This is a genomic window from Acinetobacter sp. YH12058 (assembly GCF_013419805.1).
GTDB classification, from domain to species: domain Bacteria; phylum Pseudomonadota; class Gammaproteobacteria; order Pseudomonadales; family Moraxellaceae; genus Acinetobacter; species Acinetobacter towneri.
Window position 1 is genome coordinate 88346 of record NZ_VOZL01000007.1, and the last position, 24449, is coordinate 112794.

Annotated in this window: 25 protein-coding genes and 1 pseudogene; 19 read left to right on the forward strand and 7 right to left on the reverse strand. The window is 41.1% G+C overall.

Going from position 1 to position 24449, the window contains the following annotated elements:
• The first annotated feature begins 7 nt into the window (after window positions 1-7).
• From nuoG to FTU09_RS06565, 11 genes are all read left to right on the forward strand, one after another.
• A complete protein-coding gene (gene nuoG, locus FTU09_RS06515) occupies window positions 8-2692 on the forward strand; it encodes an NADH-quinone oxidoreductase subunit NuoG (protein WP_131261530.1) in 2685 nt (894 codons plus the stop codon).
• Window positions 2693-2695: 3 nt separating this feature from the next.
• A complete protein-coding gene (gene nuoH, locus FTU09_RS06520; protein ID WP_004975457.1) occupies window positions 2696-3715 on the forward strand; it encodes an NADH-quinone oxidoreductase subunit NuoH in 1020 nt (339 codons plus the stop codon).
• An 18-nt stretch (window positions 3716-3733) separates the two neighbouring features.
• A complete protein-coding gene (gene nuoI, locus FTU09_RS06525) occupies window positions 3734-4276 on the forward strand; it encodes an NADH-quinone oxidoreductase subunit NuoI (RefSeq protein WP_004975460.1) in 543 nt (180 codons plus the stop codon).
• Window positions 4276-4794, forward strand: a complete 519-nt coding sequence (nuoJ, locus tag FTU09_RS06530) for an NADH-quinone oxidoreductase subunit J (RefSeq protein WP_171062597.1) — start codon at window positions 4276-4278, stop codon at window positions 4792-4794. Before nuoI ends, nuoJ begins: the two co-directional genes overlap by 1 nt.
• Complete coding sequence (nuoK, locus tag FTU09_RS06535) at window positions 4794-5102, forward strand: NADH-quinone oxidoreductase subunit NuoK (protein WP_004975463.1); 309 nt, start codon at window positions 4794-4796, stop codon at window positions 5100-5102. Before nuoJ ends, nuoK begins: the two co-directional genes overlap by 1 nt.
• The gene (nuoL, locus tag FTU09_RS06540) at window positions 5099-6994 is read left to right on the forward strand and encodes an NADH-quinone oxidoreductase subunit L (protein ID WP_096901802.1); all 1896 of its coding nucleotides are present in this window, start codon (window positions 5099-5101) and stop codon (window positions 6992-6994) included. Before nuoK ends, nuoL begins: the two co-directional genes overlap by 4 nt.
• Window position 6995: 1 nt before the next feature.
• Complete coding sequence (nuoM, locus tag FTU09_RS06545; protein WP_004975471.1) at window positions 6996-8609, forward strand: NADH-quinone oxidoreductase subunit M; 1614 nt, start codon at window positions 6996-6998, stop codon at window positions 8607-8609.
• A 3-nt stretch (window positions 8610-8612) separates the two neighbouring features.
• A complete protein-coding gene (gene nuoN / locus FTU09_RS06550; RefSeq protein WP_154320447.1) occupies window positions 8613-10106 on the forward strand; it encodes an NADH-quinone oxidoreductase subunit NuoN in 1494 nt (497 codons plus the stop codon).
• A gap of 126 nt (window positions 10107-10232) precedes the next feature.
• Entirely contained in the window at window positions 10233-10868 is a 636-nt protein-coding gene (upp, locus tag FTU09_RS06555; RefSeq protein WP_004975475.1) for a uracil phosphoribosyltransferase, read from the forward strand.
• Window positions 10869-10949: 81 nt separating this feature from the next.
• Complete coding sequence (locus FTU09_RS06560) at window positions 10950-11243, forward strand: cold-shock protein (RefSeq protein WP_004975478.1); 294 nt, start codon at window positions 10950-10952, stop codon at window positions 11241-11243.
• 86 nt (window positions 11244-11329) lie between these two features.
• A complete protein-coding gene (locus FTU09_RS06565; protein ID WP_180060380.1) occupies window positions 11330-11905 on the forward strand; it encodes a cold shock domain-containing protein in 576 nt (191 codons plus the stop codon).
• Window positions 11906-11943: 38 nt separating this feature from the next.
• Here the strand turns inward: FTU09_RS06565 and gigC are convergent, their stop codons facing one another.
• A complete protein-coding gene (gigC, locus tag FTU09_RS06570) occupies window positions 11944-12825 on the reverse strand; it encodes a LysR family transcriptional regulator GigC (RefSeq protein WP_019837525.1) in 882 nt (293 codons plus the stop codon).
• Window positions 12826-12909: 84 nt separating this feature from the next.
• On the opposite strand from gigC, the gene FTU09_RS06575 reads away from it, so the two are divergent.
• Window positions 12910-13671 (forward strand): ferredoxin--NADP reductase, encoded by a 762-nt coding sequence (locus FTU09_RS06575; protein WP_180060381.1) that lies wholly within the window; start codon window positions 12910-12912, stop codon window positions 13669-13671.
• Window positions 13672-13729: 58 nt separating this feature from the next.
• Window positions 13730-14350, forward strand: a complete 621-nt coding sequence (locus FTU09_RS06580; RefSeq protein WP_180079847.1) for a hypothetical protein — start codon at window positions 13730-13732, stop codon at window positions 14348-14350.
• Between the two features lie 138 nt (window positions 14351-14488).
• Here FTU09_RS06580 and FTU09_RS06585 read toward each other — a convergent pair whose 3' ends face one another.
• A complete protein-coding gene (locus FTU09_RS06585; protein ID WP_004975486.1) occupies window positions 14489-14911 on the reverse strand; it encodes a hypothetical protein in 423 nt (140 codons plus the stop codon).
• A 201-nt stretch (window positions 14912-15112) separates the two neighbouring features.
• Between FTU09_RS06585 and FTU09_RS06590 the strand changes: the two genes are divergently transcribed.
• The 4 genes from FTU09_RS06590 to FTU09_RS06605 all read left to right on the forward strand — a co-directional run bounded on the left by FTU09_RS06590 (window position 15113) and on the right by FTU09_RS06605 (window position 17973).
• The gene (locus FTU09_RS06590) at window positions 15113-15391 is read left to right on the forward strand and encodes a hypothetical protein (RefSeq protein WP_004975487.1); all 279 of its coding nucleotides are present in this window, start codon (window positions 15113-15115) and stop codon (window positions 15389-15391) included.
• A gap of 254 nt (window positions 15392-15645) precedes the next feature.
• Window positions 15646-17370 (forward strand): mechanosensitive ion channel, encoded by a 1725-nt coding sequence (locus FTU09_RS06595; RefSeq protein WP_180079849.1) that lies wholly within the window; start codon window positions 15646-15648, stop codon window positions 17368-17370.
• Window positions 17371-17465: 95 nt separating this feature from the next.
• A complete protein-coding gene (locus tag FTU09_RS06600; RefSeq protein WP_004975491.1) occupies window positions 17466-17636 on the forward strand; it encodes a hypothetical protein in 171 nt (56 codons plus the stop codon).
• Between the two features lie 169 nt (window positions 17637-17805).
• Window positions 17806-17973, forward strand: coding sequence for a hypothetical protein (locus FTU09_RS06605; RefSeq protein WP_004975492.1), 168 nt, complete (start codon window positions 17806-17808; stop codon window positions 17971-17973).
• Window positions 17974-18156: 183 nt separating this feature from the next.
• Here the strand turns inward: FTU09_RS06605 and FTU09_RS06610 are convergent, their stop codons facing one another.
• Window positions 18157-19359 carry an NAD(P)/FAD-dependent oxidoreductase gene (locus FTU09_RS06610; RefSeq protein ID WP_180079851.1) on the reverse strand — a complete coding sequence of 401 codons (1203 nt, stop codon included), beginning with the start codon at window positions 19357-19359 and terminating at the stop codon, window positions 18157-18159.
• Window positions 19360-19977: 618 nt separating this feature from the next.
• Window positions 19978-20850, reverse strand: coding sequence for a 1-aminocyclopropane-1-carboxylate deaminase/D-cysteine desulfhydrase (locus FTU09_RS06620; protein ID WP_180079853.1), 873 nt, complete (start codon window positions 20848-20850; stop codon window positions 19978-19980).
• Window positions 20851-20974: 124 nt separating this feature from the next.
• Between FTU09_RS06620 and FTU09_RS06625 the strand changes: the two genes are divergently transcribed.
• Together FTU09_RS06625 and FTU09_RS06630 are read left to right on the forward strand one after the other, a co-directional pair.
• A complete protein-coding gene (locus FTU09_RS06625; protein WP_178867172.1) occupies window positions 20975-21184 on the forward strand; it encodes an NF038215 family lipoprotein in 210 nt (69 codons plus the stop codon).
• A gap of 75 nt (window positions 21185-21259) precedes the next feature.
• Window positions 21260-21883 (forward strand): LysE family translocator, encoded by a 624-nt coding sequence (locus tag FTU09_RS06630; protein ID WP_180079855.1) that lies wholly within the window; start codon window positions 21260-21262, stop codon window positions 21881-21883.
• Between the two features lie 61 nt (window positions 21884-21944).
• Here the strand turns inward: FTU09_RS06630 and FTU09_RS06635 are convergent, their stop codons facing one another.
• From FTU09_RS06635 to FTU09_RS06645, 3 genes and pseudogenes are all read right to left on the reverse strand, one after another.
• Entirely contained in the window at window positions 21945-22922 is a 978-nt protein-coding gene (locus tag FTU09_RS06635) for an MBL fold metallo-hydrolase (protein WP_180079857.1), read from the reverse strand.
• Between the two features lie 46 nt (window positions 22923-22968).
• Entirely contained in the window at window positions 22969-23901 is a 933-nt protein-coding gene (locus FTU09_RS06640) for an LA2681 family HEPN domain-containing protein (protein ID WP_257226853.1), read from the reverse strand.
• 430 nt (window positions 23902-24331) lie between these two features.
• Window positions 24332-24449, reverse strand: a pseudogene (locus FTU09_RS06645) (IS982 family transposase); the annotation flags it as partial.

Here is a 24449-nt window from a genome sequence, read left to right on the forward strand (position 1 = left end):
TTCGACTATGGCTACAATTCATGTCGATGGAAAATCGTACGAAGTCAATGGCTCGGAAAACTTGCTGCAAGCATGTTTGAGCCTTGGGATCGACATTCCGTACTTTTGTTGGCATCCATCCTTAGGTTCTGTCGGTTCTTGCCGTCAATGTGCCGTGACCCAATATGCGAACCCTGAAGATACTCGTGGTCGCTTGGTGATGTCATGTATGACACCTGCTGCTGACAATACCTATATCTCGATTGAAGACAAGGAAGCAACTGAGTTCCGTGCTTCAATTGTAGAGTTCTTGATGACCAACCACCCACACGACTGTCCAGTCTGTGAAGAAGGTGGTCACTGTCATTTACAAGATATGACTGTAATGACACAGCACGATCGTCGTCGTTACCGCTTTACTAAACGTACTCACTATAACCAAGAGCTTGGTTCGTTCATCGCGCATGAAATGAACCGTTGTATCGCGTGTTATCGTTGCGTGCGTTACTACAAAGACTATGCAGGCGGTACAGACTTTGGTGTCTATGCCAACGCATCACGTGTTTACTTTGGTCGTCCTGAATCGGGTACTTTGGAATCTGAATTCTCAGGTAACTTGACTGAAGTCTGTCCAACAGGTGTATTCACCGACAAAACTCACTCTGCGCGTTATAACCGTAAGTGGGACATGCAGTATGCGCCTAGCGTATGCCAAGGCTGTTCTTCAGGTTGTAACATCTCTCCGGGTGAGCGTTATGGCGAATTGCGTCGTGTAGAAAACCGCTTTAACGGTGAAGTCAACCAATACTTCCTATGCGATAAAGGTCGATTCGGTACAGGTTATGTGAACCGTGAAGATCGTCCACGTCAGCCTCAGTTCCGTAACGGTGCGAGCGTAGAAACCGTTTCTGTAGATGCTGCACTTGATACGATTATTGCCAAAGTTCAAGGCAAAAAAGTTTTGGGTATTGGTTCACCGCGTGCATCGCTTGAATCAAACTTTGCTTTGCGTGAGTTGGTTGGCCAAGACAACTACTCAACAGGTTTATCGCAAAAAGAGCAAAACTTGGTTGAACTTGCAGCTTCAATCATGCAAACCGAAGGGATTTACAACCCGGGTATGCGTGAAATTGAAGACTACGATGCTGTGTTAATTTTGGGTGAAGATTTAACCCAAACTGCACCACGTATGGCGTTGTCTGTTCGTCAAGCGGCGAAAAACAAAGCCAAAGAAATGGCGGCAGAGCGTCGTACGCCAGATTGGTTGGCTGAACCTGTGCAACGTATTGCGCAAGATGCAAAATCACCAATTTACATTTTGGCTGCAACGCAAACTCGTTTAGCTGATGTCGCAACAGGTGAAGTGGTTGCTTCTCCAAATGATATCGCACGTTTAGGTTTTGCCATTGCTGCTGCGGTTGCAGGTGACGTGATCACAGGTTTAGATGACGATGCGAAAGCATTTGCACAAACCATTGCTGACACGTTAAAAGCTGCGAAAAAACCATTGGTGATTTCAGGTACAAGCTTACTAGACGCTGCCATTATGGAAGCGGCTGCACAAGTGGCACAAAACTTGGGTGAAAACGCAGGTTTAAGCTTAACTGTGCCAGAAGTGAACTCAATGGGCTTGGCTATATTTGGTGGGCAAAGCTTAGAGCAAGCATTTGCACAAGATTATGATGCTGTGATTGTGGTTGAAAATGACTTATATCGTCGTTTACCTGCAGTACAAGTCGATGCAGCTTTAGCGAAAGCACAAGATGTCATCGTGCTAGATCATGCTGAAACCGCAACTGTGCAAAAAGCCAATATCGTACTTTCTGCAGCAAGCTTCGCGGAAGGTGATGGTACGGTGGTGAGTCAGGAAGGTCGTGCACAACGCTTCTTCCAAGTTTATGACCCAAGCTACTACAAACCTGAATTGGCGATTAAAGAATCTTGGCGCTGGTTACACGCACTTGAAACAGGCTTAAAAGGCAAAGCAATTGCTTGGACTGTTTTAGATGACGTGATTGAATCTGTAGTGAAGAATGTTCCAGCACTTGAAGCAATTCAAGATGTTGCACCAGATGCAGGTTTCCGTGTACATGGCTTAAAAGTTGCGCGTGAACCACGTCGTTACTCAGGTCGTACCGCTATGCGTGCACCGTTATCCATTCACGAACCAAAACAACCTGTCGATGTAGATTCAGCATTAACATTCTCTATGGAAGGTTATGTGGGTAATCAAACGCCAGCGGCACTTGTACCATTTGCTTGGTCTGCAGGTTGGAACTCGCCACAAGCTTGGAACAAATTCCAAGACAACGTGGGTGGTCACTTAAAAGGTGGTGACGCAGGTATTCGTTTATTCGACCGTTTGGCGAAACGTCCTGCACGTAGCTATGTTGCACCTGCACCAGTACTTGCAAATCCAGACAGCTTCCGTTTAATTCCAATGCATCACATTTTTGCATCGGGGGAATTTACGGTGAAAACACCTGCAATGGAATCACGTATTCCTGAAGCAGTATTTGCTGTAGGTACGCAGGATGCACAGCGTTTGAATCTACAAGATGGTCAAACAATTACTGTACAAGCAGGCGAAACATCTATCGTGTTGCCAGTGCAAGTGATTGAATATTTACCTACAGGTTATATTGGCTACCCAATTGGTCTTGCACCAACGGTATCTCTTGCAGAGCCTGTTTCAGTCGCGGTAGGAGTGTAATTCATGCAACAAGAATTAATCCGTCAGACGCCGCTGTGGGCTGAGAACTGGCCAATTGCCTATTCAGTCATTCAAGCGATTGTCATCTTACTGGTTGTGGTATTGATTGCTGCGCTCATGTCTTTTATTGAGCGTCGTTTACTGGGCTTATGGCAAGACCGTTATGGTCCGAACCGTGTAGGTCCAGGCGGTATGTTCCAGATTGTTGCCGACATGCTGAAAATCATGTTCAAAGAAGACTGGACACCAAAATTTGCCGACAAACTTACGTTCCGTATGGCACCAGCAGTTGCAATGGCAACTGCGGTACTGTCGTTCATGGTTATTCCTGTATCACCTTATTTAGGTGTGGCAGACATGAGCATTGGCCTGTTGTTCTTTATGGCAATGGCAGGTATCGCAGTGTATGCGGTGTTATTTGGTGGTTGGTCATCAAACAACAAATACGCATTGCTTGGTGGTTTACGTTCAGCCGCTCAAACCATTTCTTATGAAGTGTTCTTGGGTATTTCACTCATGGGTGTGGTTGCTATTGCAGGCTCATTCAACATGCGTGAAATTGTTGAAGCGCAACGTGATGTTTGGTTTGTGATTCCACAATTCTTAGGTTTCTTGATTTTCGTGGTTGCAGGCGTTGCGGTAACTCACCGTCACCCATTTGACCAACCAGAAGCAGAACAAGAATTGGCTGAAGGTTATCACGTCGAATATGGCGGTATGAAGTGGGGGATGTTCTTCGTTGCAGAATATGTCAACGTGGTACTGATCTCTGCGCTTATCGTGACTCTATTCTTCGGTGGATGGCTAGCGCCGTTTAACCTTGAAATTCCATTCATTCCAGCAGCTTTCTGGTTCATTATCAAAACAGCATTCTTTGTGATGATGTTTGTCTTGGCTCGTGGTTCTTTAATGCGTCCACGTTATGACCAAGTGATGAACTTTGGTTGGAAAATTTGCTTGCCATTGGCGCTTGTTAACCTTTTGGTAACTGGTGCTGTGATTCTTATGAATCATTCGGCCTAAGACAGCAGGGAGAACAATATGTTTAAGTTTCTAGCTGGGTTTGGGTCAATTGTACGTTCACTGTGGATGGTTTTCTCACACGTGACACGTAAACGTGACACCATTTTGTATCCGGAAGTACCAGCCGAAGAAATTGTACCTCCACGCTTCCGTGGTCGTATTGTGTTAACACGCGATCCAGATGGCGAAGAGCGTTGTGTAGCATGTAACCTCTGTGCAGTTGCTTGTCCAGTAGGTTGTATTTCACTGCAAAAAGCAGAACAGGAAGATGGTCGTTGGTACCCAGAGTTTTTCCGTATCAACTTCTCACGCTGTATTTTCTGCGGTATGTGTGAAGAAGCATGTCCAACGACTGCAATTCAGTTAACACCTGACTTTGAGTTAGGTGAATATGTGCGTCAAGACTTGGTGTATGAGAAAGAACACTTACTCATTTCAGGTCCTGGTAAATATCCTGACTACAACTTCTACCGTGTAACGGGTATGGCTGTTACAGGTAAAGACAAAGGTCAAGCGCAACGTGAAAGCGCACCTATTGATGTACGGAGTCTATTACCATGATGTGGCCGTTTTATTTGATGGCACTCGTGGCCATTGTTTCTACGGTTCGTGTAGTGACTAACGCGAACCCAGTACATGCTTTATTAAGCTTGATCGTGTCATTACTTGCGGTTGCAGGCATGTTCATGATCGTGGGTGCACCATTTGCTGGCGCCTTGGAAATCATTGTTTATGCGGGTGCGATCATGGTCTTGTTCGTATTCGTGGTGATGATGCTCAACCTTGGTCAGCAAACTGTTGAGCAAGAGCGTAAATGGTTGACTTCATCAACTTGGGCATACCCAGCTTTGATGAGCTTCCTGATTGGTTTGGTTTTAGTGTGGTCATTAAGCTCAGACTACACTGCACCAAGCGCACTTATGGGCACCGAAATGGTGGGTCCAAAAGCAGTGGGTCAAGCACTCTTTACTCAGTACTTATTGTTGGTTGAAGTTGCCGCAATGTTATTACTTGCAGCTTTGGTTGCAGGCTTCCACATCGGTAAACGTGAACCAAGTGCAGAAGAGGAAAAAGAATAATGGGCAACATCCCTTTAGAACATGGTTTGATTGTCGCAACCATTCTTTTTGCACTCGGTTTTTACGGTGTGATGGTGCGACGCAACCTACTATTTATTTTAATGGGCCTTGAAATCATGATGAACGCTGCGGCATTGGCGTTTGTCTTGGCTGGTAGTGCATGGGTACAACCAGATGGTCAGATCATGTTTATCCTGATCTTGACACTTGCTGCGGCAGAGGCGTGTATCGGTCTTGCGATCGTCCTTCAGTTCTATCATCGCTTCCATCATTTGGATGTGGATGCTGCTAGTGAGATGCGCGGATGAGTTATTTATATCTAACAGTATTGTTTCCGCTCATTGGTTTTATCCTTTTAGCGGCAGGGCGTAACAACTTACCTGAAAAAGTTGCTGCGATTATTGGCGTAGGTTCAGTCGGTCTGTCTGCATTATTTGCGTTAATTGCAGGCATGGACTTTGTGAACAACGGTTCAGTTGCAACGACTCAACATTTATGGACTTGGTTCAATGTAGGTGGTTTTGCACCTGCGTTTAGCTTGCACTTAGACGGTTTATCTTTGCTCATGCTGGGCATGATTACAGGCGTGGGTTTCTTAATTCACATCTTTGCATCATGGTATATGCGTGGTGAAGAAGACTTTGCACGTTTCTTCTCTTACTTCAACTTGTTCGTTGCGAGCATGTTGTTGTTGGTACTTGGCGATAACTTGGCGTTATTGTTCCTAGGTTGGGAAGGTGTAGGTTTGTGCTCTTACTTGCTGATTGGTTATTACTACCAAAACCCTGCAAACGGTTTTGCAGCAATCAAAGCATTTACCGTAACACGTGTGGGTGACGTTTTCCTACTGATCGCGTTGTTCTTGTTGTATCAACAATTTGGTACGTTGAACACACAATACATCGTAGAAAATGCAGCCAATGTAATGACTCAAAGCTCGTCGATCACCATTTGGACAGCGTTAATGTTGTTCTTGGGTGCTGCGGGTAAATCTGCACAAATTCCGTTGCAAACTTGGTTAGCCGATGCGATGGCAGGTCCTACACCTGTATCTGCATTAATCCACGCTGCAACCATGGTAACTGCGGGTGTTTACTTATGCTGCCGTATGTTCAGCGTATTTGAACTTGCACCTGAAGTGATGTTATTCATTTCAATTACAGGTGCTGTGACCTTGCTAGTTGCTGGTTTTGCAGCATTGGTTCAAACCGACATCAAACGTATTTTGGCTTACTCAACTATGAGTCAGCTAGGCTATATGTTTATGGCAGTCGGTGCAGAAGCATACCAAGCGGGTCTGTTCCACATGTTAACTCACGCATTCTTCAAGGCATTATTATTCTTGTCTTCTGGTGCGGTGATTTTGGCTTACCATCACGAACAAAACATTTTCAAAATGGGTGGCTTGTTCTACAAGAACAAATTCCTATTTGCATGTTTCGCAATTGGTGGCGGTGCATTGGCAGCGATTCCATTCTTGACCATTGGTTTCTTCTCAAAAGACGCTATTTTGGCAGCAGTTTGGACGCAAAGTCATATCGCAGGTATTCCGCTATATAACACCTTATATTGGGTGGGTGTAGCAGGTGCATTCTTAACGTCAATTTATACATTCCGCTTAATTTGGGTTGTATTCTTTGGTAAAGAAAACACACCGTATCACGAGATCAAAGGCGCAACTTACTGGTTCCCATTGGCAGTGCTTGCAGTACTTTCAACTGGTTTAGCGATTGTATTAAAAGCACCAGTGATGAGCATTCTTGATGCTGCAAAAATCCCAGCATTTGTGATTCCTGAAGCATTAGAAGCAGGTGCACATGGTGCAGAGTATGTTGCAATTGGTGTGGCTTTGGCTGGTTTAGCTGTAGGCGTGGTGTTATTTGCCTTTGCTTACAACGCTGTAAAAGGTTTCGCGCAAACTTCATTGGGTGCGGGTCTTGCCAACATTTGCCGTAATGCACTTGGTTTCGATGCGTTGTATGACATCGTATTTGTAAAACCATTCTTGCTGATTGCCAAACTATTAGGTCGTGATCCAGTTGATGGTATGTGGTTGGTACTGCCTGCACTGGTGAAAGGTGGTCATAGCTTCACAAGTTCACGTCAAACAGGTTCATTGCGTGAGTACGCATCAAGTATGGCACTTGGTGTAGTGGTCTTACTAATGATCTTGATCGTGATTCAGGTCGTGGGGAAATAAGATGGATACTCCAAACAATTTAATTCTACCCGCGCTGATCCTTGTTCCGTTCATTGCAGGTTTTATTTGCTGGTTGGTCGATAAACTCGACGATAAATTACCGCGTTACATTGCTTTAGTGGGCATGCTTGTTACTTTGGGCTTAACTGTCGCATTGTGGCAAGGTGCTAGCTATAACTATGAATTAGGCGCTCAAGTTCCAACTTGGTCGGCTGAATTTATGCTGCCTTGGATTCAAACCCTAGGCATCAACATTCACTTAGCGGTGGATGGCTTATCTTTACTCATGGTGGGTTTAACTGCATTACTGGGTATTTTAGCGGTAGGCTGTTCATTTGGTGAGATTCAAAAGAACGTCGGTTTCTTCCACCTTAACCTTTTATGGTCTTTGGGTGGGGTAATTGGCGTATTCCTTGCGATTGACTTGTTCCTGTTCTTCTTCTTCTGGGAGATGATGCTTGTACCAATCTACTTCCTGATTGCGTTATGGGGTCATAAAGGTTCAAACGGTCGTTCACGTGTTTACGCTGCAACCAAATTCTTTATCTACACGCAAGTTGCTGGTTTAATCATGTTGATTGGTATCTTAGGTCTAGTGATCTATGGATACATGATGTCAGGTACTATTTCATTCAACTACAACTATTTATTGGCTGTAGCGAATACCCTTGACGCACAATTACCAGCAGTCGCTTATGCTTTCATGATCTGTTTATTCATCGGTTTTGCGGTAAAACTTCCAGTTTTCCCATTACACGGTTGGTTACCAGATGCACACGCACAAGCGCCTACAGCGGGTTCTGTCGACCTTGCAGGTATTTTGATTAAAACTGCGGCATACGGCTTATTACGTTTCGTGATTCCATTCTTCCCAGCGGCTTCTGCTCAGTTTGCAGACATTGCCATTATTTTGGGTTTAATTGGTGTGTTCTACGGCGCGTGGTGTGCTTTCCAGCAAACCGATATGAAGCGTTTACTTGCCTATACCTCAATTTCGCACATGGGCTTTGTATTACTTGCAATTTATGCAGGTAATATCCTGACTTACCAAGGCTTAATGATCATGATGTTGGCACATGGCTTGTCATCTGCAGCATTGTTCATTATGTGTGGTCAAATTTACGAGCGCGTACATACACGTGACATGCGTTTAATGGGCGGTATTCGTGGTCAATTCCAATACCTTTCATTCTTCCTCATGTTCTTTGTGGCTGCGTTAGTCGGTATTCCTGGTTTAGGTAACTTTATTGGTGAATTCCTGATTTTAATGGGTTCATTTGAACAGTTCCCAGCCTTCACAATTATTGCGGCAATCAGTTTAGTTTTTGCAGGTGTTTACGGTTTAATCCTGATTCACAAAGCCTTATTTGGTGTACCAAATGAAGAGCAAAAACAACACTATGCAAATCCGTTAAAAGATTTAAATGCACGTGAAGTTGTGATTCTTTCAATTTGTGCGCTGGGTCTAGTATGGCTTGGTCTGTATCCACAAACCTTCCTTGATATTTCAAATTCAAGTATGGCGTGGTTAGCAAATAGCTACATCCCAGTTCAAGAAGTAGTTGAAGTTACACAAGAAGTAACAGCTCAACTCGAAAATGTGGAGATCCAATAAGCCATGAACTTCACAATGTCATTTTCTGAGCTTATGCCTTTAGCTCCTGTGATGATCGTGGCTTTAACTGCGATTATCGTGATGATCCTTACTGCAATTAAGCGTAACCATAACTTAATTGCTACAGCATCAGTGGTGGGCTTGAACCTCGCTGCGGCTTACCTTTTACTCATGATGTTTGGCGGGAATTTTGCTCCTGCCAGCGTGATGGGCATGTTTATGATTGATCCGTTCACCTTGTTATATCAACTGGTGATTCTGATCGCTGCATTAGCATGTTCTACTTTGTCACATGCGTATATTGAAACGTATAAAGACAACCGCGAAGAACTCTACATCTTAATGTTGTGTTCAGTGGCGGGCGCTATGTTGATGGTGTCAAGCTCGCACTATGCGTCGTTCTTCATTAGCCTTGAGTTAATGTCAATTCCTGTTTATGGCTTATTGGCATACACTCACCAACGTTCTAAATCTTTAGAAGCAGGCGTGAAGTACTTAGTCTTGTCTGCAACCGCATCTGCAATGTTGCTCATGGGTATGGCGTACATTTATGCATACACTGGTTCATTGTCTTTCTATGACTCTGTACAAGCATTAATGCAAAATATCCAACAGCCATTGGTAGTTTTAGGTCTAGGCTTAATTGTCTTTGCTGTTGCATTTAAATTGTCGTTGGCACCATTCCACAAATGGACGCCAGACGTTTATGACGGTGCGCCTGCACCAATCGCAACCTTTCTTGCGACTGCAGCAAAAGTAGCAACCATTGGTTTGTTTGTACGTTACATTTTGGGTTCAGGTGCAATCCTGATCGACTCAATTGTAACCATCATGACCATTATTGCTGTGCTTTCAATTTTGGTGGGTAACTTCCTAGCTGTACGTCAAGTTAACTTGAAGCGTATTTTGGCTTACTCATCTATTGCGCACTTTGGTTATTTGTTGATTGGTTTAATCAGCATGACCTATGCAAGTTTGGGCAATGTCAGCGTATATGTGATCACTTATGTATTGACCACCATTGGTGCGTTCGGTGCAGTGGCATTAATGTCTAGCCCGTATAACAACGTAGCTGAAGCAGAAAGCTTAGCAGACTACCGTGGTTTGTTCTGGCGTCGTCCTGTATTGACTGCTGTATTAACTGTCATGATGCTTTCTCTAGCAGGTATTCCACTCACTGCAGGCTTCATTGGTAAGTTCTTGGTGGTGATGGCTGCTGTTACGACTCAGCACTGGTTCTTAGCTGCGATGATCATCGTAGGTTCAGGTATTGGTTTGTACTACTACTTGCGCGTTATGGTGGTGATGTATATGACACCGCCAGATGAACCAAAAATGGACGCTGTTGATCATTGGGGTCAAAAAGTGGGCGGTATTATGGTATTGGCTGCAGCTTTAGCGGTATTGGTGATTGGTGTTTATCCAGACCCAATTATCAAAATTGCACTTGAAGCTGAAATTTTGTCACCAATCCATTTCATGCTGTCACAGCAATAATTTGAAAGAAGTTTAACTTTCAGTCAAAAAGCCTTCATAAATTGAGGGCTTTTTGGTTTATATACACAATAAAAACAGCATATAATAAAATGATATTTGCTTTTCTTTCCTTTTAGGTGTTCTCCCGTGGCTATTCATGAAATCCGACATCCGCTTATTCGTCATAAATTAGGGCTATTACGTCGTGCTGATATCAGCACCAAAAACTTCCGTGAATTGGCACAAGAAGTCACCATGTTGCTGACTTATGAAGCGACCAAAGATTTGCCTATGGTCGAGCACGAAATTGCGGGTTGGAATGGTGCAGTCACTGTAGACCGTATTGCGGGTAAAAAAATTACGGTTGTGCCTATTTTACGTGCAGGTATTGGCATGTTAGATGGTTTCTTAAACTTGATTCCAAGTGCCAAAGTGTCTGTACTTGGCTTGGAACGTGATGAAGAAACTTTAGAAGCGCGTACGTACTACAAAAAATTAGTACCAGATGTACAAAACCGTATTGCGATGATTATTGACCCTATGCTTGCCACAGGTTCATCTTTAGTGGCAGCGATTGATTTGCTCAAAGCCAGTGGTTGTAAAGACATTCGTGTGATGGTTTTGGTTGCAGCGCCAGAAGGCATTCAACGTGTAGAAGCCGCGCATCCAGATGTGGTGATCTTTACTGCATCGGTAGATGAAGGTTTAAACCAAGATGGTTATATTGTGCCTGGCTTGGGTGATGCAGGCGATAAAATTTTTGGTTCAGTGCAAAAAGATTAAGCCGAATGTCGGTGAAAAAGAGGCATTAACTGCCTCTTTTTTATATACTCATATAAAGTGCAGCTCGTAAAAGGTTAAGCCATGAAATCTGAACAATATCAAGGGAAAATCAAACAATATAATGCCGAAAAAGGCTATGGATTTATTGCCGCACCTGAAGGTGAAGTGTTTTTCCATATCTCGGATTTTCCTGCGGCTGAAGGCGAGCCAAAGCGCAATGATCGCGTTAAATTTAATGTGGTTCAAAATGGTGATCGTTATAAAGCCATTAATATTGAACCTGTAGAAGATAAATCCAAAAAAGCGAAAAAGGCCAAAGCGGTTGCTGCGAATACGTCGATTACGTCTGCATTGTTATCAAACTTAAAGCGTTAGTTTTAAATGTTTTCATGCACAGAAAAGAGGCATTTTCGCCTCTTTTTTTGTACAATAATCAAAAATTAACGTGAAAAGAGTAATTTATGTTTTTAGAAGGGAAAATAAAAACTTATAACGAAGAACGAGGCTTTGGTTTTATTCAAATAGAAGGAGAGCCTAAAGATTTATTTTTTCATATTAAAGATTTTCCCAATAAAAATATTCCACTAAAAGTGGGAGAAAATCTAAAATTTCGTAAAGTAGAAGAAAATGGCAAGTTCAAAGCAGATAATATTGTCCGTCTAGATATTAAGGTTGCAGTCGAAAGGCATACGCCTCAATCAAGGGCAATTCATACGACAAAGCAGATTCAAAAAAGACAGCAGAAGTCTGAAAATAACTCATCCAATTTTGTGACTTATATGGGTATATTGATTATATTCGTCTTGGCTTATGCAGTATTTAATAAGTACCAAGCTTGGCAAAATAGCCAGCCTGAAGCTTTATCAGTACAAAAAGCAGTAGAAGTTCCAGTTGTCGAACAGAACTTTACTTGTGATGGGCGTGAGCACTGTAGTCAAATGACGTCTTACGAAGAAGCGTTATTCTTTATACGAAATTGTCCAAATACTAAAATGGACGGTGATGGTGACGGCATACCATGTGAGAGTCAGTTTTAATTGTTAAAAAAGAGTACCTTGATTGGTACTCCTATGAATTATTTCGCGTCGCAAAATTTCATAAATGCCCTTAAACCAGGCCCTTGGTATTTCTGACGATGCACCAACATGAATAACGGGCGCGTCAGTTGCCAGAAAGGTGTATCCAAAATTACCAATTGACCTTTTTCTAGTAAAGGTTCAATCGCCAATCGTGAAATACACGACATACCAATTCCACCTGCGACAATTTTTAAAATCGCTTCGTTATGACCCAAAGTTAAACGAATATTGGCATCAGGCAGGTCTTTTAAAATTGCATTGTCAAACACTTCACGGGTACCTGAACCTTCTTCACGTAAAATCCACTCGGCGTCTTCAAAATCTGCGATACTTAAAGCACGGTTTAACTGCGCTAAAGGATGACTTGGTGCACAGCACACTGCAAGCTCATCATCACGCCAATGAATACATTGGAGTTGTGGCAAGTGACAAGAGCCTTCTATCAGGGCTAAATCTAGCTGAAACTGATTTACAGCTTCAATCATTTGGCGGGTATTGCCCACTTGTAATTGTAAATGCGCCTGTGGCTGAATTTGCAAAAAGTCTGCCATTAAATCAGGCATCAAATAGTCACTGATGGTGAGGGTTGCACCTAAACGCAAATCGATGCTTTGTAGTTCGCCTTTAGCAGCTTGCTCAAACGCTTCACAACGCCCCAAAATTTCTAAGGCTTGTGGCAATAAAAAACGACCCAAATCATTTAGTTGTAGACGCTTACCCAAACGGTCAAACAGTGGAGCACCCAAGCCATCTTCCAAATCTGCTAAGGCCATGCTTGCAGCACTTTGGGTGAGCTTAACGGCATCACTGGCTTTGGTTACTGTCCCTTCTTGGGCAACTGCTACAAAAACCGCCAACTGGCGTAAAGTCATGCGCATGAATCAAGCCTTAACATTTAAAAATATTCATAAATTACCCCAACATGCTAACATGAGCACAGTCTTTCATGCCACGCTCAAATCATGTCAATTGAAAAATTTACTTTAGAAAAAGTGCTTTCGGTTCATCGTTGGACCAACACCTTGTTTAGCTTCACCATGACTCGTCCTGCGCACTTTAAATTTACCGCAGGGCAGTTTGCACGTATCGGGTTAAAAGTGGATGATGAATTGGTGGTACGTGCTTATTCGGTGGTGTCATCACCCTTTGATGAAACTTTAGAGTTTTTCTCAATTGTCGTGCCAGATGGTGCGTTTACTTCTAACTTGCAGCACCTTCAAGTGGGGGATGAGCTGTACTTGGAAAAAATCCCTTATGGTTTTTTGACCTTGGCGCGTTATCAATTGCCTGCCCCACACGATTTATGGTTACTGGCCACAGGTACAGGTCTTGCACCGTTTTTATCCATGCTGCAAGATTTTGAAACATGGACAAAATATCAACATATTTATTTGGTTTATAGCGTGCGTACCGAAGCTGAATTGGCTTATGTCGATAAAATTCAAGAAATTGCCGAAACTTTTGGCGAAGGGCATTCGGGCTTTAAATTTATCCCAATTGTCACCCGCGACCCTCAAGCTGCTTTGCATGATCGTTTACCTGTATTAATTGCTAATGGCGAATTGGAACAGGCTGCAGGCAGTGTACTCAACCCTGAAACCAGCCATGTGATGTTATGCGGTAACCCTGCCATGGTCGATGACACCAAAGAAGCCTTAAAAGCGCGTGGTTTAAGCATGAACCGCCGCGGGGAAGGTAATATTGCAGTTGAAAATTATTGGTGAGGATGTGATACAACTATTCAAATATCAACTGTTCAAATATATAGCCAGCGCAGGGCTGATGTTTATAGTCGCACAAACCGTACAGGCTGAAACGGTCGAAACTCAGGTTGCTGTGCAAGATCACGTACTCATTTATGATGGGCCACTTAGCCCTGAAGCCAACGCACGTGCAGCGGAATTACTCAAACAGTCAGATAAGATTGATACCTTAAAAATCAACAGCCGTGGTGGCGAGATCGGCTTAGGCATTGATTTGGGCAATTTGGTTTATGACCATCAACTGAATGTAGAAGTTGGACAATATTGTTTTTCTTCTTGTGCCAATTATGTATTTCCTGCGGGCAAAGTAAAATATTTAAACTTGCGTAGCCAGCTCGGTTGGCATGGCGGCAGTTTGCAAAAAATGCAATTTGAAAGTGCTGAAATGGAGCAAATGTATAATGAATATATTGGCCCAATCCGTGCAAAGGAAACCGCTTTTTTTCAGAAAATTAAAGTTCAGCAAAGCTCAACCATTGCAGGGCAGGCACCTGAATATGAAAAATATCAAGACTGTGTCGGTTGGCGCTATACATCTAAGAAAATGCGAAGTTTTGGCATAGATCAGGTGCGTTTTAAGCAGGTTTTGTGGCTGCCTAAATCGAGTTTTGAAAATAAATGTATTTTCACAATTCGCTAAAAATTGGTTGTTGAGGTGATCTTCACCATTCATATAAAAACCTCATCTACAACGCTGCAGATGAGGTTTTTGCTTGGTGCGATTCAATTTTGAAAGCAACTTTTGAACGCAATGCTTGAAAGTGACTCTTCAAAGAAATTAGTGCACAAACATATCCATATATTCGCGGATTTCCTGAATCGCGCTATCGACATCGCTACTTAGCCAAGTCGGTTCAAAAAAACCTGCATAATGCTCTAAGCGCTCTTGAGGAACCACCAAACGCACAGGACATTCTTCTTCAAGTAAGCGCCACGGTAAAATTGGCACTTCATTATCCAGAAATGCAGCAATGTTGCGAATATCAATGATCATGGCATTCACACAATCTGGAAATGGCATGACCGAAAATTCTTCGGTACGACGACGGAAATATTCCAAATCGCCCCATTTGAGCAGATAGCTGGGCTTGCTAAATTCAATAATACCAATGAGATGCCCATCACGGGTATAGTGCAAGGCACATTGATGAGTGACGTCAGTGTCAAGATCAAGCGATACACTTTGTTGACGATACGCCATAAAGTTCAAAGTACACAAAAAAACGGTACGTGATTATAGCGCATTTCCCCGTGAGAGGCAGCTTTGTCGATATTGGGCAACATAGGTGGTACTTGAGGTATATTACATCTTTTCACCATCTTGCTATGTATTGTCACACAATAAGCGTGAGGAGCTTGTTAGTATAAAAATTCATCAGATAAATACATAAGTGAGGGGAACATGCCACATGATTTCAATAAACCACCTCATGTAAACTCAGCTGAAGACATTAAGCGAAAAAAACGTATTCCAGTCTATATGCTTCTACTGGTGGGAATCTTTTTATTGGCATTGCTGATTTACATGATGGCGGATCGCAATCCGAGTCCGAGCGAAGCACCTCCTGGACATCCTAATCCAACCGTACAACAAGCAACGCCAAATAGCACGACAACGGGCACAGCTGGAGATGAAGCACGTGCAGAGGACAGCAATACTGCAACAGCAACAGATCGGTAGTTTAGCCTAAGCGTCAAAAAATCGTATTTACAAATTCAGCCTTGCCTAGATGCAGGGCTTTTTTGTGGATTTTCGCAAGGTTTATTATCCCTCCTTTGTAGAATTGTTGCGATTCTGCATCCCAAGGTTGAATAAAAAATATGCAAATTCTATGGTGGGTAGAGCTTTACTCAATAATTTGAATCGATAAAAAGCAGTTTTGCGCTGTAGTGCAAACCTAAAAATGAAGCTAATCACCATGAGGATTAAACAAGATGAATGATTATTTTAATGGGAACCTACATGGCAGAGGTTTTGATGCCATGTATTATTGGGAGCAATTTCAACCCATTTTAGCTGCAGTCGCAATTTTACTTGTCGGGTGGGTGATTGCATTATTGGTTGCGGGTGGAATTAAAAAGGTTCTACAAAAATTAGGTACCGATCAAAAATTATCAAATGCAACGGGGCATCGTTCAAATATTGAAGTGATTGTGTCGCGGGTCGTGTTTTGGGTGATTTTAATTATTGCGGTCATTGGTGCGCTGAATGTGTTGAATCTGACCAGTGTCAGTGGGCCATTCAGTAATATGATTCAGCAGTTCTTACTGTTTATTCCTTCTTTACTGGCTGCTGTAGCCGTTGCTTTTATTGGGTGGATTTTGGCAAATCTGGTCAAAGTGGGGATGCAAAAACTGTTGGCACGTACCCAGTTGGATGAAAAACTCAGTGCCGATGTGGGTGTGAGTGGCTTAAGTCAAAATATCAGTGAAATTGTTTATTGGCTGATTTTATTGCTGTTCTTGCCAATTGTGCTGTCAATTTTAGGCTTAAACGGTCTGTTGTTCCCTGTGCAAAACATGGTGAATGAAGTTGTGCTGTATTTACCGAACATCTTCATTGCAGGCGTGATTGTTTTTGTCGGATACATTCTGGCAAAAATTGTTCGTGGCATTGTCGAAGGTTTATTAGGCAGCCTGAATATTCAACAGCATGCTGAAAAAGTTGGCATTTTTAAAAATTCAAATTTACCTAAATTACTCGGTTCGTTTGTTTTCGCCTTGGTGATCATCACCGCCTTGATTATTGGTTTTGAGGCACTTGGAATTGAAGCCATTTCGCAGCCTGCGACAGCCATGCTGTATGAAATTATGAATGCGATCCCGCATATTATTGCGGCAGGTCTGATTCTTATTTTGGCTTATGTGGTGTCGCGTTTTGTAGCCAATATTGTGGTGGAAGTGGTTGCAGGTACAGGAGTCGATGATATTCCTGCCAAACTCGACTTACAGCGCTTTTTAGGTACGACTAAAATTTCATGTGTAGTCGGTTATCTGATTGTATTCTTTACCATGCTATTTGCGGTATCTGAAGCGGCGAACCGTTTGGGCTTTGATCAAGTCAGCGGCTTGATTGCCATGTTTATCCAGTTTGGTGCAGATATCCTGTTGGGTGCTGTCATTTTGGTGGTGGGTTTCTGGCTCGCGAATTTGGTCGCCAAAGTGGTACAGCGCGGTGAATATAACAGCTCACGTTGGTTGGCAAACTTAGTCCGTATTTTAATTATGGGTTTGGTGGTAGCCATGGGCTTACGCGCGATGGGTATTGCCGACTCGATTGTGAACTTGGCCTTTGGTTTAACTCTCGGTTCTGTTGCAGTGGCTTTCGCACTTGCCTTTGGTTTAGGTGGTCGCCAACCTGCAGAGCGTGTGTTAACTGATTTGATTGATAAAGCCAAATGTGAGGCGAATCAACCGAATCCTTTGCACAAAACAGAAACGGCAACGTCGTCAGCATCAAGTGTGATGACGCCTATCGTAACTGAGCAGCCACAAGCGTCTGTAAGTGATGTGACTACAACACCTGAAGCGGCAACTGATCATGCTGTGCCAGATACGTTAAAGGTTGATCCTGAACATCCACCAGTCAATAACCCATTTGGTTCGACAGGTGAGGCTGAACCAGATGTTGATGAACATCCAAAAAATGACCCGAAATAACCTGTTCAAATTTTGATTTGAATCGCTAAGATGATCGACCAATCACCGTATTGGTCGATTTCTTTTCGGTATTCATTAAAAAAGAGGAAACGATAATGTCCAAATCAGCACCCGATAAGTTTTTTGCCCCAATCGTGATTGCTGGCATCACCATCGGCTTTTTTGTTGCAGCCTATAAATTTGTTTTTGCCAAGCCAGAAGCCACCGCAAAACCAACTGAAAATGTTGAGAAAAATCATCCAAAAGAGGATAGACCAAGCTCTTAAATTATGTTAAAAATTAATCAACTTTGGCAGGAATGAGCCAAAGACTGATTTGGATAAATCAGATCAATAACTTGGAAAGCTTGATGAGGGTTTAAGGGAAAAATAAAAAACTTGGGTTTTAACCAAGCTGAAATATTTGAGTCTTAAAATTCGCGCAAGGATGACAATAATGAGAGAAATCAATATGCTAAACAAATTACGTATCAGTTTAAAAGTTCAAGTGGCAAATTCGTTACCTATGCATCAACAAAATGCTGTGCTTAAAATGCAGCAAACTGAATCACGTTTGGCAAATACGCCAAAATTGGTATTATTTCGTACCGATTATTTAGAATAAAATAACAGGATTCACGTATTGCTAAGTCTTTATAGTACGTGACGGTGTTAAAGAAAAAGCCAGTTTAGAAAAAACTGGCTTTTGTCATTTTGCAATTTGATCGGCAAGATCAATATTATTCTGTTTAGACTAGAATCATTTTTATCACATTCATTTGTTTGCATGTTTCATCTAAAAGCAAACTTAAACATACTCCGATGCTGCATGTGCAGATGACCACGCCCATTGGAAATTATAGCCGCCCAAATGTCCCGTTACATCTAAAACTTCCCCAACAAAATACAAGCCTTTTTGTTTTTTACTTTCCATAGTTTTAGAGGAAACTTCTTGGGTATCGACTCCGCCTAAAGTGACTTCGGCAGTACGATAACCTTCTGTGCCTGATGGTTTGACTTCAAAGGCATTTAAACGTGCTGCAATCTGTTCTAGCTTTTCATCACTGATATTGCCAATTGCCGTTTCAGAGAGTGCAGGCCAAATCAGTTGCTGTAATTCAGCCACTACACTTTTTGGCAGATGCTCGCTGAGTAAGGTGCGCAGTAAAACTTTAGGACTGCTTTGCTTTTTATTTTTAAAAAAGTCATAGAGTTCTAAGTAAGGTAAAAAGTTAATTTTAAAACTTTGTCCGACATCCCAATAATTAGAAAGCTGTAAGGCACTCGGCCCACTCAAACCGCGATGGGTGAATAGCAATGCTTCGGTAAAACTAGTCAATGAATTTGATAAAGTCGCATCCACCGCATTACCGCTTAAACGTGTAGTGACTTCTTTAAAGCTGTCTGAGAAGGTAAAAGGCACTAAACCTGCACGGGTCGGGTAAACACGATGACCAAACTGTTTAGCAATTTCATAGCCAATTCCAGAGCCACCTAAAGTTGGAATAGATAAACCGCCAGTTGCTACGACCACAGCGCTTGCTTGGAAATAACCCAAAGTCGTTGCAATTTGAAAACCTTGATCATCTACCGCATTCACGGCTTTGACTTCACAATTGGTTTGAATATCGACCAATTTGGTTTTTTCACATTCGGCTAAGAGCATGGCTAAAATTTCTTTAGCGCCGTTTAAAGTGAATAATTGTCCGTGTTTGCGTTCTTCATATTCAATGCCGTATTCGCAGACTAAACCAATAAAATCCCAATTGGTATAACGGGTGAGTGCAGAAATGACAAAGTGTGGATTATGTGAAATATAATGGTTTGGCTCGACTTCTAAGTTGGTAAAGTTACATTTACCACCACCCGACATCAGAATTTTTTTGCCCACTTTATTGGCTTTTTCTAGCACCAATACTTTACGACCACGTTGTGCTGCCATGTAAGCAGTCATCAGCCCCGATGCGCCCGCACCTAATACCAAAACATCATATTGATTTGCAGTTGCCATGTTGCACCGAGAGAAATGAGAAAGCGCATTATTATAGACTCTATCGTTTGTCGTTGCCGCTTTTTTGCAATTGAATTGTGGTTGAGATGTTTATCTTTTTTAATAAAACATGAGGAATTTATCATCAAATAGACCATCGTTGTGTTGCACTCACTTCGTGTGTGTTGCATTAACCTATCTGTTAAGACTTGTCCTACAATATAATTTTAAAATGAATAAGCCTACAATTAAACTTTATCGTACCACCCATTTGTCTTCATATAACTGAGCGCATCAATCGAGGAAATATTGCCATTTGGTTGGATCCAGAACTAGGCATTAGTCTGCACAATCAAAAGGCAAAAGCGACGAAAACAAACAAACTTCGACGCAGCCATCAAATACTTTCTAATTAAATCCTTGAAGTTGGGTTGAAACTAAGATGCATTGCATCAAATGATCAGGAGATAAACTCAGCGCAAGTCGCTTTAATTGTCAAGTCAATGAAATGTTCGTACCTGTAGCAGTCCTCAACAGATTTACGCTATTAGGTCGAACACTTACCCAAGTTACGCCTTAAATTTGGCTGAATTCGGGGCGCTTTGCCTTTCAAATCTTTGTGCAAAAAAGCCTGTTGAATCAGGCAGGTGCAATACGCCTGCCTTGTAAACCACCTGTATGAATCACCAAAATACGCTTTTTATGATTCAATTCATTTCTTTGTAGCATTTTTGACAATCCCCATAGCATTTTTCCGGTATAGACCTGTTCTAGGGGAATTTGATATTGATCTTCAAAGGCGCGAATAAACGTCAGTAATTCAGGTGTGGTTTTGGCATAACCGCCACAGCAAAACTCATCAGTGATTTGCCAATTTCTTTTCATGGTCAGTTGTTTAACATCCTGCGTTAAAAAATCTCCCTTTAATGCAGAAAAACCCAAAATCTGTTGATGTGGATGACTCGCTTCAATCAAACCTGTAAGCGTGCCACCTGTGCCAACGGCACAACAAATCAGATCAAACTGATGCAAATCATCGGCACTTAAAATTTCCTGACAGCCCTGAATTGCCAATGCGTTAGTACCACCTTCAGGAAGAATATAAGCATCGGGATATTCATGCTGCAAATCCTGTAAAAACTCGGGACTGCTTTTCTGACGATACATTTCACGTGAAACAAATTGAAATTGCATGCCCATCTCATGGGCTAAAGCCAAAGTTGAGTTCAAAGGGCGTTGTGCCAACTCTTCACCACGGATGATTGTGGTACTTTTCCAACCAAACAATTGAGCGGCAAAAGCGGTTGCAGCAATATGATTTGAATATGCGCCGCCAAAAGTCAGAACGTGTTGATAACCCTGCGCTTGGGCAGCTAAAAAATTATATTTTAGTTTGTAAAACTTATTGCCCGAAATATAGGGATGCACTAAATCGAGGCGTTTAATCCACAGTTCACGACCATAAAAATCAATACGTTGTAATGGAATTTCTTGAGCGATGGTATCGAACATACAGATCAGCAATAGGATTAGACACATAATTATAAATGGCACTTTATTAAACACAATGAATTTACGTGCTGAATGAATGTTATGCTCGAACTATAAATATAAATAGAAGAACAGGAGAAAAATCATGTCATTCTTTTCTCATCAATGGTGTTCTGTATTTTTGCTTGGTGTGGTTGTGGGTTTATGTGGATGTGATGCCGCAAGTGTGCAAAAGACACAAACTCAAAACTCACAAAAAATAGAAACGCGCGGCATGATTATGGTGGGCATGCCTGTACATGAACATGACTATCAATTGGTTACGACATCCAGTAGGAAAATTGCCAAGAAATAATTTGATCAAATAGTACAACCATGCAGTAAAAATTGTAAAATAATAGAATCGATTTTGTTGTGTCGGGTGTTGGTTTTGGAATCCTTGCTTATATTAGGTTCAATTGCGGCAGCATTAATGCTAGGTGCAATGAGTCCTGGGCCTACCTTTATTTATGTGACAAAAAATTCCATAGCCATTTCACGTAAGCATGGTTTATTTACGGCTTTAGGCACGGGTACGGGTGCCGCAATTTTTGGTTTATTGGCGGTAATGGGGTTGCAGGCTATTTTATTGGCAGTGCCTTCAGCATATTTTCTGCTTAAAATTTGTGGTGGTTTATATTTGTTGTTTTTGGCTTATAAAATTGTGAAGCATGCCAAAGCGCCTATTCAAACCAATCTTGCGGATGGGCAGCAAATGTCGCTTCGCCGTACGTTTACTACAGGTTTAATTACGCAGTTATCTAACCCTAAAATTGCAATTGTCTTGGCGAGTATTTTTACGGCTTTGTTGCCTAAAGAAATTCCGAACTATTTTTATGTGGTGCTGCCAATTCTGTGTTTTTTTATTGATGCAGGTTGGTGTTCATTGGTTGCAGTGGCTTTGTCTGCAGAAAAACCGCGTCAGGCTTATATTAAGTTTAAGGCTATTTTTGACCGTGCAGCAGGGGCGGTAATGACAGTATTGGGCTTAAAATTAATTTTTGGGATGAAATGATGCAGCAGAAAAAAGCGACAGAGAAGGTCGCTTTTTATTGCCTAGAATCAGCTTGTTCAGCTTAATCTTTAAAATGTACAGGAATCCATTGATAGCTTTTTTCATCCGCAGAGTAAATATGTCCAATGCCGGGGAACGGTAAATGTGGAGCGGCAATGGTTTGTCCATTTTGAGCAAAATTTGCAAATTGCTTTAAACGTGTTTGAACCGCTTTTTTCGGGTCTATGTCGTATTCAATTGCCGTTTCAGGTTTATCAAATTGCACAGTATGTGAATGTACGATATCTCCAATAAACACCACGTTTTCATCTTTGGTTTTTAGCTCATAGCTAAAATGCCCTGGTGTATGTCCTGCCGTATTAATGACTTTAAAGCCCTGAATGTCATCTCCGAGTTTATAGGTTTTAAAGCGTTGTTTGGATTGGTAAGGCGCAATCGCTTTTTTAATTTTCTCAACCGTACCTGAGTAATTGGCTTGTTTTTCTTTCGGTAGTTTTGTTGCTTGTTTCGGATCTAACCAATATTTTGCTTCATCATCAGATACATAGACTGTCGCATTAGGGAAATTGGCAACGCCATCTTTACTGATTCCACAGACATGATCGGGATGTAGATGTGTGAGTAGAATGGTATCGACTTGTTCAGGTTGATAGCCTGATGCTTTTAGGTTCGTTAAAACTGAACCTAAATGAGCACCAAAACAACTCGCTGCACCGCTATCCACTAATACTAGAGATTTTCCTGTATTAACGAGGAAGGCATTGACGGAGGTTTGTACGCCTTTCTCTTGATCTGCATAGTATTTCTTTAAAATCTCGTGAACTTCTTGTTGTGGAATGTCTTTAAACAAGCTTGGTGACATAAAGTTTGTACCATCGAGCAGGGCTGTGATTTGTACATCATCTGCTTGGTATTGGTAATAGCCAGAGACTTGTTTTTGTTGTTCAATGACTGGTAGGGTTTTGCTAGTTTCTGCATGGGCGAGTAAAGGAACGCTGCTCAAGAATGAGATGGAAAGGAGTAGGACTGTTTTTTTCATTTATAAATATTCTCAAAATTTATTGAATGGTCTACTTTTTAACATGCTATGGAAAACCGTTAAACTCTTTTTTGTGAATTGTTATTTCAATAGAAGTATCTTTATCATCTGGTATTTTTTGACGTAGATCCTCAACAATTGCGAATACACTTGAAAATATAGCTGATCTTGTAAGCTGAATTAAATTAAGCAAACTACTTTCAAATTCACTAATTTTTACATAAGTGTGAGTTGAATCGTTCGATAGTTCAAAGTTATCAGGGACTAAGAACAAAATATGATGCTCAAGCGAATTTCTCCAAGTTTTATAGAAGCCAAATTGCCCATTTTTTTCATTTAAATCACAGATAAGACTGTTAATTGCGATTAAAGCAAAATTTTCTTTTTCTTCTAAAATTTTTTTGTTGTCATACCAAAAATTATTGAAAGCTGTATTAGGTCTAGTTTTAAGAGAAAAATACTGACATAAAAAGATTGCCAACTTATCCAAGATTGAAAAACACAGTCTGAAACAAGCTCTAAGTTTTTCTGTCCTAATATTAATAATTTCTCTATCATTTAGTTCAGAATAACCACTTTCAAAATCATGGCTAGAGCTATCAGAGAATTTAGATTCATATAGCATCAATCTCATCAACGAAAACTCAGCTTTTAATCTATTTAAGTATTGTTCATATTGAAGAATATTAGTCGATGAAATTATATTTTGAAATAGAGTTAAATTATCTCTTTCATTTGCAATACATGAGCAATACATGCCATGAATATTTAAAGTTAAAGATTCTACTATACACCATTGTCTAAAATGGCTCATTGAGGAATATTCTTTTTGAGTTTCTATTTCATCTTGATCTATATTTTCAGAGTTTAGTTGGTTGTTTAAGAATCTACTTTTATGTAAGTAGAAAGGTTTCCAATCAATAGGTACTAATTGGGATTCACAAGCAAAATCATAACCTTTGATAATTTCAATGATCATCTTATTAGTTCTATGATTTAATAGTTCATCAATTTTTTCTAAACACGAGCTTCTGTTGAGCCAAGCTTGAGGAAAAATTGTATTTTGATTTATTACTAAATTATAAAGCTGTAGCGCTTCAGAAAATCGAAATTGTTGTTTTAGAACATTAGCAAGATTAATTAAATTTTGTTGATATAACTCATAGTGTTGTTTCTTATCGATTAATTTAAATGTCTTCCAATATAGATTTTTTACCTCATTAAATAATTCTATATTTTTGAAATTTACTCTTTCATTTGAATGACCGCAGTCATTTGCAAGAGAAAGCTTTCCATTAGCTAAATTATAAAAAAAATTTATATTAAAATTTTCTTCAAAATATTCAGAGTTTTGCTCTAAAATTTTTATTCCTTTTGAAATTGCATCTATATTTTTTAAATAACCCCAGTTACGGATAAGCCAAAGATTTAATCACATGAATTTTAGGCTTATTCTTTTGGCAAAGTTGATACGCACATAGTGAAGAAAATACGCCTGCTAAAAAACCAGCAATCGAACGATGTTTA

Excerpts from the sequence above, each read along its gene's own strand:
- nuoJ (WP_171062597.1), top strand. The coding sequence starts at position 4,276 with ATGTGGCCGTTTTATTTGATGGCACTCGTGGCCATTGTTTCTACGGTT.
- FTU09_RS06560 (WP_004975478.1), top strand. The coding sequence starts at position 10,950 with ATGAAATCTGAACAATATCAAGGGAAAATCAAACAATATAATGCCGAA.
- FTU09_RS06580 (WP_180079847.1), top strand. The coding sequence starts at position 13,730 with ATGTTTATAGTCGCACAAACCGTACAGGCTGAAACGGTCGAAACTCAG.
- FTU09_RS06595 (WP_180079849.1), top strand. The coding sequence starts at position 15,646 with ATGAATGATTATTTTAATGGGAACCTACATGGCAGAGGTTTTGATGCC.
- FTU09_RS06635 (WP_180079857.1), bottom strand. The coding sequence starts at position 22,922 with ATGAAAAAAACAGTCCTACTCCTTTCCATCTCATTCTTGAGCAGCGTT.
- FTU09_RS06590 (WP_004975487.1), top strand. The coding sequence starts at position 15,113 with ATGCCACATGATTTCAATAAACCACCTCATGTAAACTCAGCTGAAGAC.
- nuoN (WP_154320447.1), top strand. The coding sequence starts at position 8,613 with ATGAACTTCACAATGTCATTTTCTGAGCTTATGCCTTTAGCTCCTGTG.
- nuoK (WP_004975463.1), top strand. The coding sequence starts at position 4,794 with ATGGGCAACATCCCTTTAGAACATGGTTTGATTGTCGCAACCATTCTT.
- FTU09_RS06610 (WP_180079851.1), bottom strand. The coding sequence starts at position 19,359 with ATGGCAACTGCAAATCAATATGATGTTTTGGTATTAGGTGCGGGCGCA.
- FTU09_RS06600 (WP_004975491.1), top strand. The coding sequence starts at position 17,466 with ATGTCCAAATCAGCACCCGATAAGTTTTTTGCCCCAATCGTGATTGCT.
- nuoM (WP_004975471.1), top strand. The coding sequence starts at position 6,996 with ATGGATACTCCAAACAATTTAATTCTACCCGCGCTGATCCTTGTTCCG.
- nuoL (WP_096901802.1), top strand. The coding sequence starts at position 5,099 with ATGAGTTATTTATATCTAACAGTATTGTTTCCGCTCATTGGTTTTATC.
- FTU09_RS06585 (WP_004975486.1), bottom strand. The coding sequence starts at position 14,911 with ATGGCGTATCGTCAACAAAGTGTATCGCTTGATCTTGACACTGACGTC.
- FTU09_RS06605 (WP_004975492.1), top strand. The coding sequence starts at position 17,806 with ATGAGAGAAATCAATATGCTAAACAAATTACGTATCAGTTTAAAAGTT.
- nuoG (WP_131261530.1), top strand. The coding sequence starts at position 8 with ATGGCTACAATTCATGTCGATGGAAAATCGTACGAAGTCAATGGCTCG.
- nuoI (WP_004975460.1), top strand. The coding sequence starts at position 3,734 with ATGTTTAAGTTTCTAGCTGGGTTTGGGTCAATTGTACGTTCACTGTGG.
- FTU09_RS06575 (WP_180060381.1), top strand. The coding sequence starts at position 12,910 with ATGTCAATTGAAAAATTTACTTTAGAAAAAGTGCTTTCGGTTCATCGT.
- gigC (WP_019837525.1), bottom strand. The coding sequence starts at position 12,825 with ATGCGCATGACTTTACGCCAGTTGGCGGTTTTTGTAGCAGTTGCCCAA.
- FTU09_RS06640 (WP_257226853.1), bottom strand. The coding sequence starts at position 23,901 with ATGATCATTGAAATTATCAAAGGTTATGATTTTGCTTGTGAATCCCAA.
- FTU09_RS06620 (WP_180079853.1), bottom strand. The coding sequence starts at position 20,850 with ATGTTCGATACCATCGCTCAAGAAATTCCATTACAACGTATTGATTTT.
- FTU09_RS06625 (WP_178867172.1), top strand. The coding sequence starts at position 20,975 with ATGTCATTCTTTTCTCATCAATGGTGTTCTGTATTTTTGCTTGGTGTG.
- FTU09_RS06565 (WP_180060380.1), top strand. The coding sequence starts at position 11,330 with ATGTTTTTAGAAGGGAAAATAAAAACTTATAACGAAGAACGAGGCTTT.
- nuoH (WP_004975457.1), top strand. The coding sequence starts at position 2,696 with ATGCAACAAGAATTAATCCGTCAGACGCCGCTGTGGGCTGAGAACTGG.